We start from the raw sequence: 16,391 nt of genomic DNA, 5'->3' as shown, positions 1-16,391 counted from the left end.
TTTTTTATATTTTATTATTTTGCTGCCAATCTGAAATAATTTTTGTGATGTCCACATGTTCAGGTGCAAACATAAATGTATTTACAGCTAGCTTTTGAATATGTCCATCTAATGCAAATGTTGCTCCGCTTAAGAAATCCAATATACGTCTTCCCAATTTTGGAGAAACATGATCAAGATTAATGATGACTGTTCGTCGACTTTTTACATGAATGGTCATTGTCTCAACATCTGCAAATGTTTGTGGTTCCATGAACATCACCTTTGACGGTATGTGAACGCTCTGTAATGATACAACCTTTTTATCATTTTTAGGCGTACTGACGGGTCGATTGGACTGTGTAGATCTATGATCCTCTTTCATCAAGGTTGAAGCTATTTCATCTTGATTGATTTCGGAATTGGTCACTTCATCAAGATCAAGGTCAAAAAAGCGTTTCAATTTTGTCTTAAGACCCATGGCTCATTCTCCTTTATTAGTTTCTTTTAGGGAGTAAAATAAGTTGAAAAAGTTAGATATTACAACAGCCCTAAGTAAAAAAATTCAATATCATTTACTTGACTACCCATACCCTGTTCATCATAGAATTGTTATTATAAGTCTTTGCCGACTAAAGCGGTTCCTATACGTACAAACGTTGCCCCTTCTTCAATGGCAATCCGATAATCATTCGACATACCCATCGATAGTTCCGTGCATGGAGCATTTTCTATCTTCATATTTTGAACTTCTAATTGGCTTTCTTTTAACTTTCTAAAAACATGTCTAATGAGCCCTTGATCATCTGTGAAAGGAGCCATAGTCATTAATCCAATGATACGTAAATGTTTGAATTCTTTCAATTCTTGAATAAAAGGGATCACATCTTCACAAGAAATACCGTGCTTTGATTCCTCTCCTGAGACGTTTACTTGTACAAAACAATCCAACACGTGATCAGTTAACCTTTTTTCAATTTCTTTGGCCAGAGAAAGACGATCAAGAGAATGTAAATAATCGATGTACGGAAGCACTTCTTTTACTTTTCGAGTTTGCAGGGTCCCAATGAAATGCCATTTAGCTTGGTGACGTAAAATTGTTTCTTGTTTATGTAATAGGCCTTCCATGCGATTTTCTCCGATATGCTTAATTCCTGCGTCAATCGCTTCTTTCGTACGTGATGGACTAACATATTTAGTCACACCGATAATCTTTATGTCTTCCACAGATCGTCCCGATTTCTCACAAGCTTCTCTGATATTCATGTTAATTTGATCTAATTGACTTTTAACGCTATTCATTTCTATTCTACTCCTCATTTATTCCAATGAATCCTAAAATGCGACCTGTTTTCCCCTTTTCTTTTCGATGAGAGAAAAACAGATCATTTGAACAACTTGTGCAATATGAACTTTGAATGATATTTGTATCTGGTACGCCAACTTGTTGAAGTAATAAACAGTTTAATTTCTTTAGGTCTAATGAGACATGATGCTGATCAATAGGTGTTGCTACTTGCTCTATATGAATTCCTTTAATTTTATGGATTTCTGACACCACTTTTTCATCAACTTCATAACAACACGGACCAATTGACGGTCCAATCACAACTTGAATATCATTTGGTTTAACATTTAACTCGTCTTCCCATAAATGAACCATTTTTTGGGAAGCAAGATGAACCGTTCCTTTCCATCCAGCATGTAATAGACCAATGGCATGCCCACTTTTTGAATAGAAATAAAGCGGTACACAATCAGCAAAACAAGCCACTAAGAGAAGGCCCTTGTCGGTGGTATATAAGCCGTCACCATTTTTTATAACTGACTGTAAATCCCTTGCACCTTGCCCGGCATGCTCCTTAGTCACTCGAAAAATTTCTGTTCCATGCACTTGTTCTGTTTGCACCCATTGATTTAGTGGAATGTTTAGTTGTTCAGATAATCTTCGCCTATTTTCCAAGATGCTGTTGGGGTTATCCTGAATATGAAATCCCATATTTAATGATTGATAAGGATATTGACTCACACCATGCTCACGTGTCGTAATACCGATTATGATATTTTCTTTACCTTGCACCATATTATCACCAAGCATTAAAGCATGAGGTGTTTGCACATTAAATGGTTCCTTAACCATGTTAAATCTCCCATCCTGTTTCATGACTTAATCGTATTTTATCATAATTGGATGGTGATGAACATGTGAATGAATTAATCTTTTACCGTAGGCTCACTTGTTTCAGAATCGTAAAATCGGATTAAAATCACATCGTCACCAATACGGACAATATTTCGCCAAGGAACGATTACATCATTTTCTCGCCCAAAAAAACCCATAATCTTACTTGCTCCAGGGATGACTAAATTTTCAATTTTTCCAGTTGCTAAATTTATCTCTAAATCACCAATATGACCTAATCTCTTGCCATTCTCAACGTTAACAACTTCTTTTGTTTGAAATTCTGATATTCTTGTCATCTCAATTCCTCCTGAAGTGTTCAATAATCTCCTCCTTATACTATATGGCGTAATGTTATGATTCATGAGTTGATTCGGAGTGCAAGATTTTTTCCTATAAGTGCGTGTTCAAAAAGTCACCGGTTTATCTTCCATGTTCTAACAAGAAAGTTAATATAAAGATATCTGAAATATTTAAAGCTAACACTCGTCAAGTGTTAGCTTTTTATGTTCTTATTCATTTCTTTAATAGCTGCTTTTTCTAACCTTGAGACTTGCGCTTGAGATATACCGATCTCTTCAGCAACTTCCATCTGAGTCTTACCATGAAAAAACCGCATTGATAAGATACGTTTTTCTCGATCATCCAGTCGACGCATCGCATCCTTAAGGGCAATTTCCTCAATCCACTGCAAATCTTTGTTCTTATCATCACTGATTTGATCCATGACGAAAATCGGATCTCCTCCATCGTTATAGATGGGCTCAAATAGCGATACAGGGTCCTGTATAGCATCAAGAGCAAACACAATATCTTCAACTGGCAAATCTAATTCTTTTGCAATTTCTGTAGCTGTAGGCTCCTTGGAATATTTAGAAATAAGTCGTTCTTTTACTTGTAGTGCTTTGTATGCCGTATCTCTTAAAGACCTAGACACTCTTATTGGATTATTATCCCGTAAATACCTTCGAATCTCTCCAATAATCATGGGAACGGCATAAGTTGAAAATCGAACATTTTGACTTAGATCAAAGTTGTCGATGGATTTCATTAAACCGATACAACCGACTTGGAACAAATCGTCGATGTATTCACCACGGTTATTAAATCTTTGAATGACACTTAATACAAGTCTTAAATTGCCGTTAACGAGTTTTTCTCTTGCTTCGTCATGACCATTTTGCATTTGTACAAATAGTTTTCTCATTTCTTCGTTTTTAAGTACGGGTAATGTTGCAGTGTCAACGCCGCAAATTTCCACTTTATTTCGTGCCACTAAATTCCCCCCTAATCGGAGCTATCTACAACGTAAAGTATCTCCTCTAGAGGGAATTTTATGCACATTGCTAAAAACACCATTTTATACCATCTTGCTGAATTCTTTCTTCAGACGTTTAATAATACGCTTTTCTAATCGAGAAATATAAGATTGGGATATACCTAACTGATCTGCCACATCCTTTTGAGTTTTTTCTTTCCCACCTTCTAAACCAAAACGCAGCTCCATAATTTCTTTTTCTCTATCATTAAGCATTAAAATGGCTTGTTTTAATAATGTCCGATCGACTCTTTTTTCCATATCCTTTGTAATAATATCATTATCCGTTCCCAAAACATCTGATAAGAGGAGTTCATTACCATCCCAATCAACATTTAAAGGTTCGTCAAAGGAGACTTCAGATTTAGTTTTATTATTTCTACGAAGGTACATAAGTATTTCATTTTCAATGCATCTTGATGCATATGTGGCAAGCTTAATTTTTTTTTCTGGATTAAATGTATTTACCGCTTTAATTAAGCCTATGGTACCAATACTAATAAGATCCTCGATATTTATTTTGGTATTTTCAAATTTTCTAGCGATATATACGACAAGGCGTAAGTTACGTTCTATTAATGTTGAACGCGCCTCTTGGTCCCCTTTAGGTAGACGGATGAGTAATTCTGCTTCTTCTTCCTTTGATAGTGGAGGAGGCAACGCTTCACTGCCGCCAATATAATAAACTTCTTCCGGTTTTATTTTTAATTTCACTAGGCACTTAATCCATATTCTTTTTAAAAAAAGTTTCAAACGATACATAATTGGCCTCCTTATCAAATGAATTGTCATGAAGCTGTTTCAATGATTTTTCCATGTAGTAACATATCGGGATGAAGAATACTATTAAAATCTCCTTCCCCAGATAAATTTTGATTGGTCAAAGCAACAAGAATTTTTGGGGCCTTTATCCTCTGCCCTTCATGAAACAATATGACTTCATCGGGACGAAAAGCTGTTATAAGTTGGGTTTTTCCACTTACCGTGCGATAAGGAATAACGGTTAATTTGCTGCGTAACTCATCGGATAAATCTGCATTCTGAAGATCTACACCTTCTTGAATAATAGAATCTGGAAAAAATGACTTGCAAGTAGATGAATTCAAAAACATAACTGGAACTCGTGTTAATGGATCATATAATTTGTTTCCACTATCGATGATGCCTTTTGCAGTGATTAACTTATCAAGAAACGAAATGTACACATCTGCATAGGTTGAATGCTGCCATTTTCGGACAACAACTTGATCGAAACGTTTTTTTGAAAATAACCATAAGGACGGAAAGCCAATGACAACAAATAGCCAACTAATTGGATCACCATAACTTAACGTACTGAATAAAGTTTGGTCTGCATACGATGAATTCGATTGAAAAAAATAATGGGCAGCAAAAAGCCCTCCACCTATACCAAAGGCAACGAAATAGAAAGCAAATATATTCTGTAGGAATGTTGAAAAACGATGGTATCCAAACACAAGCAAAATGATCAATGCTGAAAACAAAAATTTACCTATTGGGTGATCAAAGATGATAGAAAGTGGTGTAAACAAAAGTATGACAATACTTGATGCAAGCAGTGTGCCGAGCCAAAGACGCCATGACCTCACCTGCCTCTTCAATATGATGACTGTGAGTTTCAATAACAAATAGTCAATACAAAAATTTAGAAACCATATCACATCTAAATAAATGGTTATATACCCTCACCCACCTATCTATCTTGTTTAATAGAATAAGTATACGAGCATTTTGCCAATAAGTCTGTCATTCAATGGCGAATGATTTCTTGTTATTTTGAAGAGTTTTGTCAGAATTGCTCTGAAAACAATTTTATACCAATAAAGCCATAAAAGTGATTTTTTTAATCTAAAATTGATACATGGTTTGGGAATTAAATAGGGGGAAGTATTTCTTATCCAGATCATAATTAGAAGGAGATTTTTCACAAATTAATAATGAAAACTCGCCGATTGGCAAGGCTATAAGGCGCTAGAAAAGAGGCCTAGAATGTGTCACTACGGCTTCGCCTTCCGAGACAACTCGATTCTTAATCGAAGAAGATTATGCTAGTTGCACTTGTACCTTCTTTATACACCTTAAATTTCTATACTTTCTTAAAGCGCAAAAAGAACGTTCTAAATTAGAACGTTCCGGAATTCATTAATTCTTTATTAATTTGCCTCGGTTAACTTAGTGATTACGACGGTTTCTGTTTCTTAAAAATGTTGGTATATCAAGAGTGTCTTCTATATCATTTGATACATTTGAATGACGCGGAAACTCTTTTTCTTCAGGATCATTCTTCTTTACCTTTGGTTGAGAAGGCTTTGATAATGGTCGCTGAGGTCTCTTCATTTGAGATTGCGTATCAATTTCATGGAAGCCTGTTGCAATAACTGTAACAACAATCTCATCACTTAGGTCTTCATTTATCACAGAACCAAAAATCATATTGACTTCTTGATCAGCTGCAGTCGCGACAATATCTGCTGCTTCATTGACCTCATAAAGACTTAGATTTGAACCGCCAGTAATGTTCATGAGAACACCTTTTGCCCCATCGATAGATTTCTCAAGAAGTGGGCTAGAGATCGCTTTTTTAGCCGCTTCAGCTGCACGATTTTCGCCTGTTGCAGTACCAATCGCCATAAGGGCAGAGCCCCCTTCGGTCATAATGGTCTTCACATCGGCAAAATCCAAGTTGATAAGACCTGGCACAGCTATCAGATCAGAGATCCCTTGAACCCCTTGTCTGAGGACATTATCGGCTTCACGGAATGCTTCAAGCATCGGTGTATTTTTATCCACGATTTCTAGTAATCGATCATTTGGGATTACTATTAGTGTATCAACTTTCTCCTTTAATGTTGAAATACCACTAGCTGCCTGATTTGCACGTTTTCGACCTTCAAATGTAAACGGTCGAGTGACAACACCTACGGTCAAAGCCCCTATATCCTTTGCAATTTCCGCAATAACTGGAGCCGCTCCGGTACCTGTTCCACCGCCCATACCAGCCGTAACAAACACCATGTCGGCACCACGAAGAACCTCTTCAACTTGTTCACGACTTTCTTCGGCTGCTTTTTTTCCTATTTCTGGATTAGCTCCTGCACCAAGTCCTCTAGTTAATTTCTCTCCTAATTGTAATTTAACACTTGCTTTTGATAGTTTAAGTGCTTGAGCATCTGTATTTACACAAATGAACTCAACGCCCCTTATACCGCTCTCTATCATACGATTTACGGCATTGTTACCTCCACCGCCTACACCGATGACTTTAATCTGAGCAAGTTGTTCCATCTCCATATCAACTTCATACATGTTATTAATTCCTCCCATTTCACTCATTCTGCTGCATAAATTACTCGAAGAATACACCAAACCAGTCTTTTACTTTTTTTGCCATACTTGTATGTTCTTTCTGGCTAGTTTTCTTTGCATGCTTTCTTTGATCAAACTCAGCATCATAATTGTCGGGAGCAATTGCTGTTGCAACTTCTTTACCCTGTACTTTTACATTATGATAAGCAAATTGAATCAACCCAACACAAGCCGTATATTGTGGTTCACGAATACCTATATAATCTGGTATTGCAATTCTAACACTATTATTTAACACAGATTGAGCAAGATCTAGTAAACCTGGTAATGCTGCTACGCCACCAGTTAATACAAATCCACCTGGTAAATCGTGAAATCCAATTTGATTTAGTTCAGTTTGGACAATTTCTAATATTTCTTGTAAACGAGGTTCTATGATATCAGCTAGTTCCTGCTGATTAAATGTTTGTTGCGATGAACTACCTATTTTTGGAATGGTGAAAATTTCTTCACTTGAGGCTAATTCATAAAAAGAGCAACCGTGGGAAATTTTTATTTTTTCTGCCTCTTCTAAAGGGGTTCTTAAACCAATAGAAATATCTTTTGTCATGTGATTCCCACCAATTGGTAAGTCAAAAGTTGTCATCAGAATGCCTTGGTCAAAAACAGCAACATTGGTGGAACCTCCTCCAATATCTACAAGTACAACACCCAAATTTTTTTCATCTTGTGATAAGGCCACTGACCCAAGTCCGAGAGGTTGCAAACAGATATCCGTGATTTGAATACCCGCTTTCTCTACACACCTAAGAAGATTATGTAAGATCGTTTTAGAACCTGTTATAAGTGTGCCTTGCATCTCTAGTCGAACGCCAATCAAACCCCTAGGGTCGCTAATCTCATCTAATCCATCAACAATAAATTGATGCGGGATAACGTCAATGATTTCTCTTTCTGGGGGGATTGACATCACTTGGGCAGCCTCAATAACTCTTGCTATATCAATGTTACCAATTTCACGATTTTCACTGGAGACTGCCACTACACCATGACAAGATTGCAGTTGAATATGATTCCCCGTTATACCTACTATCGCACTTTTAATTTGTAAACCTACCATTCTCTCAGCTTGCTCAACCGCTTTTTGTATTGAACGAACAGTTTCATCAATATCTACTATAGAGCCTTTCTTGATTCCATTTGATACTGACTTCCCAACCCCAATGACATTAAGGGCTCCATCGGCCATTTCCCCGATCATCACTTTTACACTGGATGTACCGATGTCTAAACTTACATATATGTCTTTGCTGTTCATTCTTTGGCACCTCCTTCTCTCTATCGGTCTCTATTGTTCCAGACGGTGTTTCCAGAAAATGCATCTTAATCTCATAATCTATAAACCCGTTTAATATGTTTAATACTTTATTCGCTGCTTTATTTAGAATGATGTGTGTATTTTCTTAAATCCCTAAAATTCTATCATTTATTCATGAGGACCAGAATGTTAAGGTCATTTTCTTAAAAACCATAACATCAAACAAACAGCATAGGAAGTCACGATAATCACTGATGACATATTGGAAATCCTCTAATGAAAGTATTCAACGTAATTAAAGATTTTCCTTTGTTACGATATAAATAATTAGAAAATGAGTTATATTTTTTCGTCAAACTTCTTATTTTTATGCTCATCATGTCATAAAAAAATGAAAAGTATGGCTAAATATAAGTCTACACCAAGATGCCGTTGTAGAAAAGTCAAAATTTCGTTTAAAATCCCTTTCTTTGTAAAAAAAACTGACACAATAAAATCTCGGCTATAAACTAAAAAAACTTATCTCGATTAGCATCTAAATCATGGATAAAGCGAGATGAAAGACTAACCACTAAATTAACGTTTAATTATGGAGACTTGTCTTTTTGTACATCTGATGTTGGTTCAAAATACGGACTTACACTAAGATGAACAATTCCTGTTTTTCCTTTTGGTATCTTCGTTATGATATGAGGATATAAAGCCATATTTGATTGGAAGGTTGATAGACTAGCATAAACCTTATAGCCATCGTTCATATAGAGTGTTAAATCACCTTCGCCAACTTTATCATCATGATAATAGATTTCAGATATATTTTGAACAATACTTGAAGGTAGTTTAGTTAACGCCTTTGCAATCACTTTCAAACCATCTTGATTCATTTGAAAATTAAACAAGATAGGTGCGTGGATAGGCAATTGTCCTTGTTTTAATTTAGGTAATTTACTTCCGTTTTCAAGAATAGGTGTATACGCCCCTTGATTTGAAAAATAGGCGATACGATTATATTCGGTTATGTGTATCACAATGGAATTGGGAAACTGTTTATGTACATCAACTTTCTTCACTGTTTTAAGTTTTTTAATATCATGTTTTACTGAAGTGGATGAAACATCCCAAAAATGCGGTTTTTTTTGTAAGCCAGTTGTATTAATAATTTGGCTTTTTGAAGTGTAATGTAACCCATCTATTTTGACGTGTGTCAGTTTGCTTAGTGGAGATTGAAAATATACAATGATTAATATTAATATAAAAAACAATGTAATATAGAAAATAATTCGGCGGTTTGCTTTTTGTTTTCTTTGTTGCTTTAACTTAGGAATTCGATCCTCTAAAGGAATCACTTTCTTTTCCACCATTGAAATAAAACACCTCTTCGATCAAGCTTGTCCACTAAGAGATATAGACATTTCATTATAACACATAATTTTTCAGCTTGTCACATAAGCAATTTAGAATCGTCTAAGATAAAGTGAACAAGTCCTCCCCCTATTATTGCTTACCTTAATGGTCTCATTTGAGACGAATCCCGTCCTGCTACCCATAAAAAAAGGATCACTTAGCCTTATCCAAGTGATCCTTTTACAAATGTATTTATCTCTACGCCTTATGTTTTCGTATAACGACTAATATTTAATAAAACACCGATAGATACGAGCATCAGGGTTAATGAAGAACCACCATAACTCAAAAAAGGAAGTGTGATTCCGGTGACAGGCATTAATCCGGTCACGACAGCTATATTAATCATCACTTGTACAGCGATCATTCCTGTTATCCCAACTGCAAGTAAACTACCATATAAATCCGGGGCAGAAATAGCAATCCGGATACCCCGCCAAATAAGTAAACAAAATAGACCAAGCACGAGCGTTGCACCGATAAATCCAAGTTCCTCTGAAATAATAGAGAAAATGAAATCAGTCTGAGGTTCCGGTAAATATTGATACTTTTGTCTACTTTGTCCAAGACCGAAACCTAGGAGCCCCCCAGGTCCAATAGCGAGTAACGATTGGATAATTTGAAACCCAGTTCCTAATGGATCCTTCCATGGATCAAGGAATGACGTAATCCGAGCGATTCGATAAGGTGCAGAAATGATTAAAACAGCCACTCCCGTTAGTCCCATTAATCCCATAAAAACAAAATGTTTAATTTGTGCTCCAGCGGTGAAAATCATGATAATACACGTCATAACTAAAACAGTACCTGTCCCGAGATCTGGTTGAAGCATAATTAAGCCAAAGGATAAAAAAACGAGGGAAAGAGAGGGAATAAGTCCCTTCTTAATCGTCGTAATGTACTTTTGATTTTCAGATAAAAAACGAGCCAGAAAAACAATTAAAGCGACTTTCATAAATTCTGAGGGCTGGATAGAAAAAGCGCCAATACCGAGCCAACTCGTGGACCCATTTCGTTCCAATCCGACCCCGGGGATAAGAACAGCAATTAAAAGTAAAAAGCAAATGAGAACACCAAGTTTAGCCCATTGACGCCACATCCAATAATGTACATTCATAACAAAAAACATGGCAAAAAGGCCAATCCCTGCAAATAGCAGTTGACGTTTAACAAAGTAAAAGGAATCACCATCAAAGTGGTACGATGCTAGTATTGCGCTTGCGCTATAAACCATGACGAGACCTACTGTAAGCAAAAGAAAGGTCACAATAATTAAAATTAAGTCAGGAGTCGTTTTCGATTTTGCCATAGCTAAACACCTCATTAGGTAAAAAATCATGTGGTTACTCCAAAGCTATATTATAATAAATGGTTTTTGAGGCAAACCAATAAATAGCATGGAATATAACCTGTCCCTAATTAAGCATATGCACACGGTTTACAAAAATGTCTCCCCTTTGTTCGAATGAATCATATTGATCCCAACTTGCACAAGCTGGCGAAAGTAAAATGATGTCCCCTTCCTCAGATAACTGGTAAGCCATAGGAACAGCTTCCTCAACATTTCTCACTACTTTTATTGTCTCAATTCCAGCTTTATGACAAGCATCAATCATTTTTTCCTTTGTTTCTCCAAACGTAATGACCGCCTTCACATTTTTTAGATGCGGCACTAACTCATCAAATGTATTTCCTCGATCTAAACCACCAGCTAATAAAATAACGGGTTGGTCAGGAAAAGTCGCAAGCGCTTTTGATGTAGCTAAAATATTCGTTGCTTTTGAATCATTATAAAAAAGTCTGCCATGTAACGTATGAACCAATTGGCAACGGTGTGGAGCACCAGAAAAGTTGGTCAGTACTTTTTTGATGTCTTCACTCGCAACGCCATAAATTTTTGCAGCCGCTAAAGCCGCTAAAGCATTTTCGAGATTATGAAAACCACGCACCATCATGTCTTTTGTTGACATAATGACTTCATTTTTAAAATAGAGATGATCATTTTCAATATAAGCTCCCTCTTTTGTAAGAGCATGAGAAGAGAAAGGGACCTTTCTAGCTTTTGAAATAGATACAATATGGTCTATGACTTCTTTATTCTCTGCATTATAAACAAGAAAGTCGTCTTCAGTCTGATTAACCGTAATACGTGATTTGGCTTTAGCATATTCTTTGATATTTCCATGATAATCTAGGTGATTTCCGAAAATATTTAAGACAACCGCAACGTGCGGATGAAACGTTTTCGTCCCCAATAACTGAAAGCTTGATAATTCCGATACAATAACATTCTCTTTCGTTGAATGCTGAACAACCCCAGACAACACCGTTCCGATGTTACCTGCTACGATTGGTTTCAAACGACTGCCTTCCATCATTTCACCAAGCATCATGGTTGTGGTTGTTTTACCATTCGAGCCGGTGACACCAATAAATTCAGATTCTGAAAGTTCTGCTGCTATTTCAACTTCCGTGATAATAGGTATATTTTTCTTCAAAGCTTCTTTAAGAAGAGGATTACGGTAAGGAATACCTGGGTTCTTCACTATACAAAAAAGATCATCGCTAAGTAATTCTAGAGGATGGCTACCACCTATGACCTGTAAACCCATCTGTTTTAACTCTTTGGCATGTTCATCGTAATCTAAATCTGATTTGTCATTGACTATCACGATCGCTCCTAAGCGATCTAAGAGCTTTGCAGCCATGTACCCACTTTTTGCAAGTCCTAATACAAGAACTTTTTTTCCTACATACTTATCTATTTGTTTCATTTATAGTCACACCTCTATATAAATTCCTATCACTGCAAATATAAGTCCTAATAACCAAAACATCGTGACAACCTTCCATTCAGACCATCCTGAAAGTTCAAAATGATGATGCAACGGACTCATTTTAAATACACGTTTTCCAGTTGTTTTAAATGAAACAACCTGTATCATAACAGACAGGGTTTCAATCACATATATTGCGCCGATGACAATTAAAAGTAGTTCTGTCTTTGTTAAGATTGATATGGCAGCTAAAGCACCACCTAAAGCGAGTGATCCTGTGTCACCCATAAAAACTTTTGCTGGATATGCATTAAAAAGTAAAAATCCAAGTAAAGCGCCGACAACAGATAGGGAAAAAACGGCAATATCCATATTTTGTTCAAGTAGATAAGCGATTAATGCGTAAGCACCAAATGATATAACGGATACACCGGTCAATAAACCATCCATTCCATCCGTTAAATTGGTACCATTAGAAGTCCCTAAAAACATAATAATAACTAAGATGGCATAGGCAAAGTGTAAATCAATACTCCACTGTGTACCTGGAATAGAAAGGACAGTCGAAAACTCTGTCTGATATAAGACAATGATAAAAATAAGTGATACGAGTAATTGCCCCAAGAGTTTTTGTTTCGACGTTAAACCCATATTCCGTTTCATTACTATCTTAATAAAATCATCCAAAAAACCAATCAAACCAAAGCCTATCGTAACAAGTAATAATAAATACGTATCAGTCGTTACAAGATGATATTTTAACCCTACGATTACCGTACCACAGATTAACCCCACCAGAATAATAATTCCGCCCATGGATGGTGTTCCTGCTTTTTTCTGATGACTCTTTGGTCCTTCCTCTCGAATGTATTGACCAAATTTTAATGTTCTTAAAATCGGAATAAAAAATGGTGCAAATACTAATGTCACTAAAAAAGCCGATGCCAAACTAAATAATAAAACAAATGCCATTATTCCTTGACTCCCTTCTTCTCACGTAATGCCTCCACGAGTTCCTCTAATTCAGCGGCTCGGGATGCTTTAAATAAAATAACGGTCGTTTTATCAAGAAGGGTTTCTAACACTGGAAGAGCTTCCTTCTTCGTCAAAAAAGATTGAACATAACATGGTTTTCCTTGTTCAATTAATGAATCACTAATCCATTTTCCTTTTGGACCAATCGTTATCACGTGGCTGATCGGCGGATCTATCACATCTGCCACAGAACGGTGAAGATCTTCTTCATCAGGTCCAAGTTCATACATATCACCTAGAACAACAACACGTTTTTTGAAAGCAGGTAATTGTTTTAATGTTTCAATGGCTGCTTTCATTGATGTTGGGGAAGCATTATATGAATCATTAATAAGGAGTGCCCCTTCTTTTCCTTCAACAGATTCGAACCTCATTTTGGTTAATTGGCACTTTTCTAAACCCATTTCTATATCAACATCATTTATATTCAATTGCTTAGCAACTGCAACCCCATAAACGGCATTCTTTACGTTGTGTTTTCCCATAATAGGGATATGATAGATGTTCTTTGAGCCCCGTAAAGAAAAGTCATACCCAGAAATATCTGGTTTCACTTGAACAATTCGAAGTGTATTTCCTTTATTATAGCCGCAAGTGACAACTTGACACTGATCTAGCTTAACTTGATTTAATAATGGCTCATCACCATCAATGATCAGCGTTCCACCCGGTTTTATACCTTCAATAATTTCAAGTTTTGCTTTTGCGATGCCTTCTCTTGAACCTAAAAACTCAATGTGACTCTCCCCTATGTTTGTGATCACCGCAATGTCTGGCCTTGCAATATGCGTTAATAATGAAATCTCTCCAAAATGATTCATGCCCATTTCTAAGATTAATGCTTCACAATTTTCGGGCATACTCAATATGGTTAGCGGGAGTCCTATATGATTATTCAAATTCCCTTGCGTTTTATAAGTATGAAATTTTGTTTTTAAAATACTCTCGATAATATCTTTCGTCGAGGTTTTTCCATTGCTCCCTGTCACAGCAATCACTTTTGGTTTTCGCTGTATTAAAACATCTTTGGCTATGTTTTGCAGGGCTGTCAAAGTATCTTTAACAAAAAAAACAGGGAAATCCAAAGGTAAATGGTCAGGTAGCGGGACACTCTCTGACCAAAGCGTTGCCTTTGCTCCGTTTTTTATGGCACTGTGAATAAATGCGTGACCATCAAAGTTTTCACCTTTAATTGGGATAAATAATCCTGAAGGGCAATTTTTACGGCTATCAGTAAATACCGTTAATTGACAGGCGTCATCAATTGTTCCGCTTGTTCTTATTGCATGATGACGTACATGACTTATCAGAATACTCATCTATTTGTTATCTCCTTTATAGCTTCCTTTGCGACCAACCGATCATCAAAATCGTATTTTGTCGAACCAATAATTTGATACGTTTCATGACCCTTACCAGCAATCAATATAATATCATTTTTGTCTGCTTTCTGCACCGCCATTTTTATGGCAACTCTTCGATCAATCTCTTTGATGTAGTCTCTATTCACGACGCCTGCTTCCATGTCTTCTAAAATTTTTTCTGGATCTTCAGTTCTAGGATTATCTGAAGTTAAAATAACTAAATCACTAAGATCTACAGCTGTTTTGGCCATTATGGGCCGTTTTGTTTTATCACGGTCTCCTCCGCAACCAATCACGGTTATGATTTTCCCCTTTGCAAACTCTTTTATTGTCTCTAAAGCGTTTTGAAGACTATCAGCCGTATGAGAATAATCAACAATCACGGTAAAAGGTTGACCTGCTTTTACGGTTTCAAACCTTCCGGGAACTCCTTTCACCTTCTCGATAGTCTTAATCATCGTTTCAATTTTTATCCCCTTAAGATAGCAAGCTAATAGCGAAGCAAGAACATTGTACACGCTAAATTTACCGATGAGTTGCATCGAAACAGGATAACTACCTGTTTTGGTTACCAATCGGAATTCTGTACCATTCGCTGTAATTTTTATATCTTCTGCACGAAAATCAGCGTCATTGGCGATCCCATATGTCCAAACAGGTGCTGCTGTCATATGGCGATAAATCCGTGTAGCTGGGTCATCTATATTTAATACCGCGGCTTTAGGATGTTTTAGATCATATGTATTTCCAAGTTGTGAAAATAGAAGACTTTTTGCATATAGGTAATCTTTCATTGTTTCATGAAAATCAAGATGATCTTGCGTTAAATTTGTGAAAATACCAATATCAAAATCACATCCGTGTACTCTCCCTTGATATAAAGCATGAGAAGAAACTTCCATGATAACAGATTGGATCTCTTCATCTTTCATTTTTTTTAAATATCTTTGAACAAGATAAGATTCTGGTGTCGTGTTATTGACAGGAATAAATTGATCCTTATATTTCATACCCATAGTCCCGATAAGACCGGTTGATATATTGGCATCTTCCTGTATTGATCGGATCAGGTGTGTTACCGTCGTTTTGCCGTTTGTACCCGTCACGCCCATCAAATTCATAGATTTACTAGGCTGACCGTAGAAGTAATCGGATATCATGGCCAATGCCAAATGGGCATCATTGACATAAACAACAGGGACTTCAACATCGAGTTCATCTTCAGCAATGATCGCAACCGCTCCATTTTCAACAGCTTGTTTTGCAAATTTATGGCCATCCGTTTGGTATCCTTTAATACAGAAAAATAGGGTTCCCTTTGTAACTAAACGTGAATCAATCTCCAATTCCAATATCTCGGGGTCTTCATTTTGAACATAGTCATCATGGGTTGATAGAGCCTTTAACAATTTTTTTAATTTCAATTACAGCACATCCTTCGTCTTACTTTTTCAGTTTAAGTGGTGAAAAACAAATAAAGTGAAACTTCTATAAGTGGGGGGCTTCCTCTATTACATGGGCCGATATACGAGCTGATTGTTAACTCGAGCTATTAGAGATCATTCATCCTGCACCACAGCTTCTTTTTCCCTTTTAATTTAGAGATCAGGTCCACTAATCGTTAAATGGGAAATGGGTGCCTACAATCTTAGACGTTATCCAGCACTCACTTTCAAACTATTTTTTA

Annotated in this window: 15 protein-coding genes; all 15 read right to left on the bottom strand. The window is 36.5% G+C overall.

Features of this window, described 5'->3' with window-relative positions:
• Positions 1-4 precede the first annotated feature (4 nt).
• The gene (locus FG390_RS01305; protein ID WP_141189207.1) at positions 5-460 is read right to left on the bottom strand and encodes a cell division protein SepF; all 456 of its coding nucleotides are present in this window, start codon (positions 458-460) and stop codon (positions 5-7) included.
• 134 nt (positions 461-594) lie between these two features.
• Positions 595-1,281, bottom strand: coding sequence for a YggS family pyridoxal phosphate-dependent enzyme (locus FG390_RS01300; protein WP_141189206.1), 687 nt, complete (start codon positions 1,279-1,281; stop codon positions 595-597).
• 7 nt (positions 1,282-1,288) lie between these two features.
• The gene (gene pgeF / locus FG390_RS01295) at positions 1,289-2,119 is read right to left on the bottom strand and encodes a peptidoglycan editing factor PgeF (RefSeq protein ID WP_181406319.1); all 831 of its coding nucleotides are present in this window, start codon (positions 2,117-2,119) and stop codon (positions 1,289-1,291) included.
• Between the two features lie 74 nt (positions 2,120-2,193).
• Positions 2,194-2,460: a YlmC/YmxH family sporulation protein gene (locus FG390_RS01290; RefSeq protein ID WP_141189204.1), complete on the bottom strand. Its 267-nt coding sequence runs from the start codon at positions 2,458-2,460 to the stop codon at positions 2,194-2,196.
• Positions 2,461-2,657: 197 nt separating this feature from the next.
• Entirely contained in the window at positions 2,658-3,437 is a 780-nt protein-coding gene (gene sigG / locus FG390_RS01285) for an RNA polymerase sporulation sigma factor SigG (protein ID WP_141189203.1), read from the bottom strand.
• An 84-nt stretch (positions 3,438-3,521) separates the two neighbouring features.
• On the bottom strand, positions 3,522-4,241 hold the full coding sequence (gene sigE, locus FG390_RS01280; protein ID WP_141189202.1) for an RNA polymerase sporulation sigma factor SigE: 720 nt from the start codon (positions 4,239-4,241) through the stop codon (positions 3,522-3,524).
• Between the two features lie 26 nt (positions 4,242-4,267).
• Positions 4,268-5,173 carry a sigma-E processing peptidase SpoIIGA gene (gene spoIIGA / locus FG390_RS01275; RefSeq protein ID WP_258311543.1) on the bottom strand — a complete coding sequence of 302 codons (906 nt, stop codon included), beginning with the start codon at positions 5,171-5,173 and terminating at the stop codon, positions 4,268-4,270.
• A 499-nt stretch (positions 5,174-5,672) separates the two neighbouring features.
• A complete protein-coding gene (gene ftsZ, locus FG390_RS01270) occupies positions 5,673-6,806 on the bottom strand; it encodes a cell division protein FtsZ (RefSeq protein ID WP_141189200.1) in 1,134 nt (377 codons plus the stop codon).
• Positions 6,807-6,846: 40 nt separating this feature from the next.
• Positions 6,847-8,124 (bottom strand): cell division protein FtsA, encoded by a 1,278-nt coding sequence (ftsA, locus tag FG390_RS01265; protein ID WP_141189199.1) that lies wholly within the window; start codon positions 8,122-8,124, stop codon positions 6,847-6,849.
• Positions 8,125-8,711: 587 nt separating this feature from the next.
• Complete coding sequence (locus FG390_RS01260; RefSeq protein WP_141189198.1) at positions 8,712-9,485, bottom strand: cell division protein FtsQ/DivIB; 774 nt, start codon at positions 9,483-9,485, stop codon at positions 8,712-8,714.
• Between the two features lie 248 nt (positions 9,486-9,733).
• Positions 9,734-10,837, bottom strand: a complete 1,104-nt coding sequence (gene spoVE / locus FG390_RS01255) for a stage V sporulation protein E (RefSeq protein ID WP_141189197.1) — start codon at positions 10,835-10,837, stop codon at positions 9,734-9,736.
• 106 nt (positions 10,838-10,943) lie between these two features.
• Positions 10,944-12,302, bottom strand: coding sequence for a UDP-N-acetylmuramoyl-L-alanine--D-glutamate ligase (gene murD / locus FG390_RS01250; RefSeq protein ID WP_141189196.1), 1,359 nt, complete (start codon positions 12,300-12,302; stop codon positions 10,944-10,946).
• A 6-nt stretch (positions 12,303-12,308) separates the two neighbouring features.
• Positions 12,309-13,277, bottom strand: a complete 969-nt coding sequence (gene mraY / locus FG390_RS01245) for a phospho-N-acetylmuramoyl-pentapeptide-transferase (RefSeq protein ID WP_373681511.1) — start codon at positions 13,275-13,277, stop codon at positions 12,309-12,311.
• Positions 13,277-14,659: a UDP-N-acetylmuramoyl-tripeptide--D-alanyl-D-alanine ligase gene (locus FG390_RS01240; RefSeq protein ID WP_141189194.1), complete on the bottom strand. Its 1,383-nt coding sequence runs from the start codon at positions 14,657-14,659 to the stop codon at positions 13,277-13,279. Before FG390_RS01240 ends, mraY begins: the two co-directional genes overlap by 1 nt.
• Positions 14,656-16,128, bottom strand: coding sequence for a UDP-N-acetylmuramoyl-L-alanyl-D-glutamate--2,6-diaminopimelate ligase (locus tag FG390_RS01235; protein ID WP_141189193.1), 1,473 nt, complete (start codon positions 16,126-16,128; stop codon positions 14,656-14,658). Before FG390_RS01235 ends, FG390_RS01240 begins: the two co-directional genes overlap by 4 nt.
• Positions 16,129-16,391: the final 263 nt, after the last annotated feature.

The sequence above is a fragment of the Terrilactibacillus laevilacticus genome, from assembly GCF_006517395.1.
GTDB classification, from domain to species: Bacteria; Bacillota; Bacilli; order Bacillales; family Sporolactobacillaceae; genus Terrilactibacillus; species Terrilactibacillus laevilacticus.
Note: the sequence above shows the minus strand (reverse complement) of the source record. Positions and strands in the feature narration are given on the sequence as shown.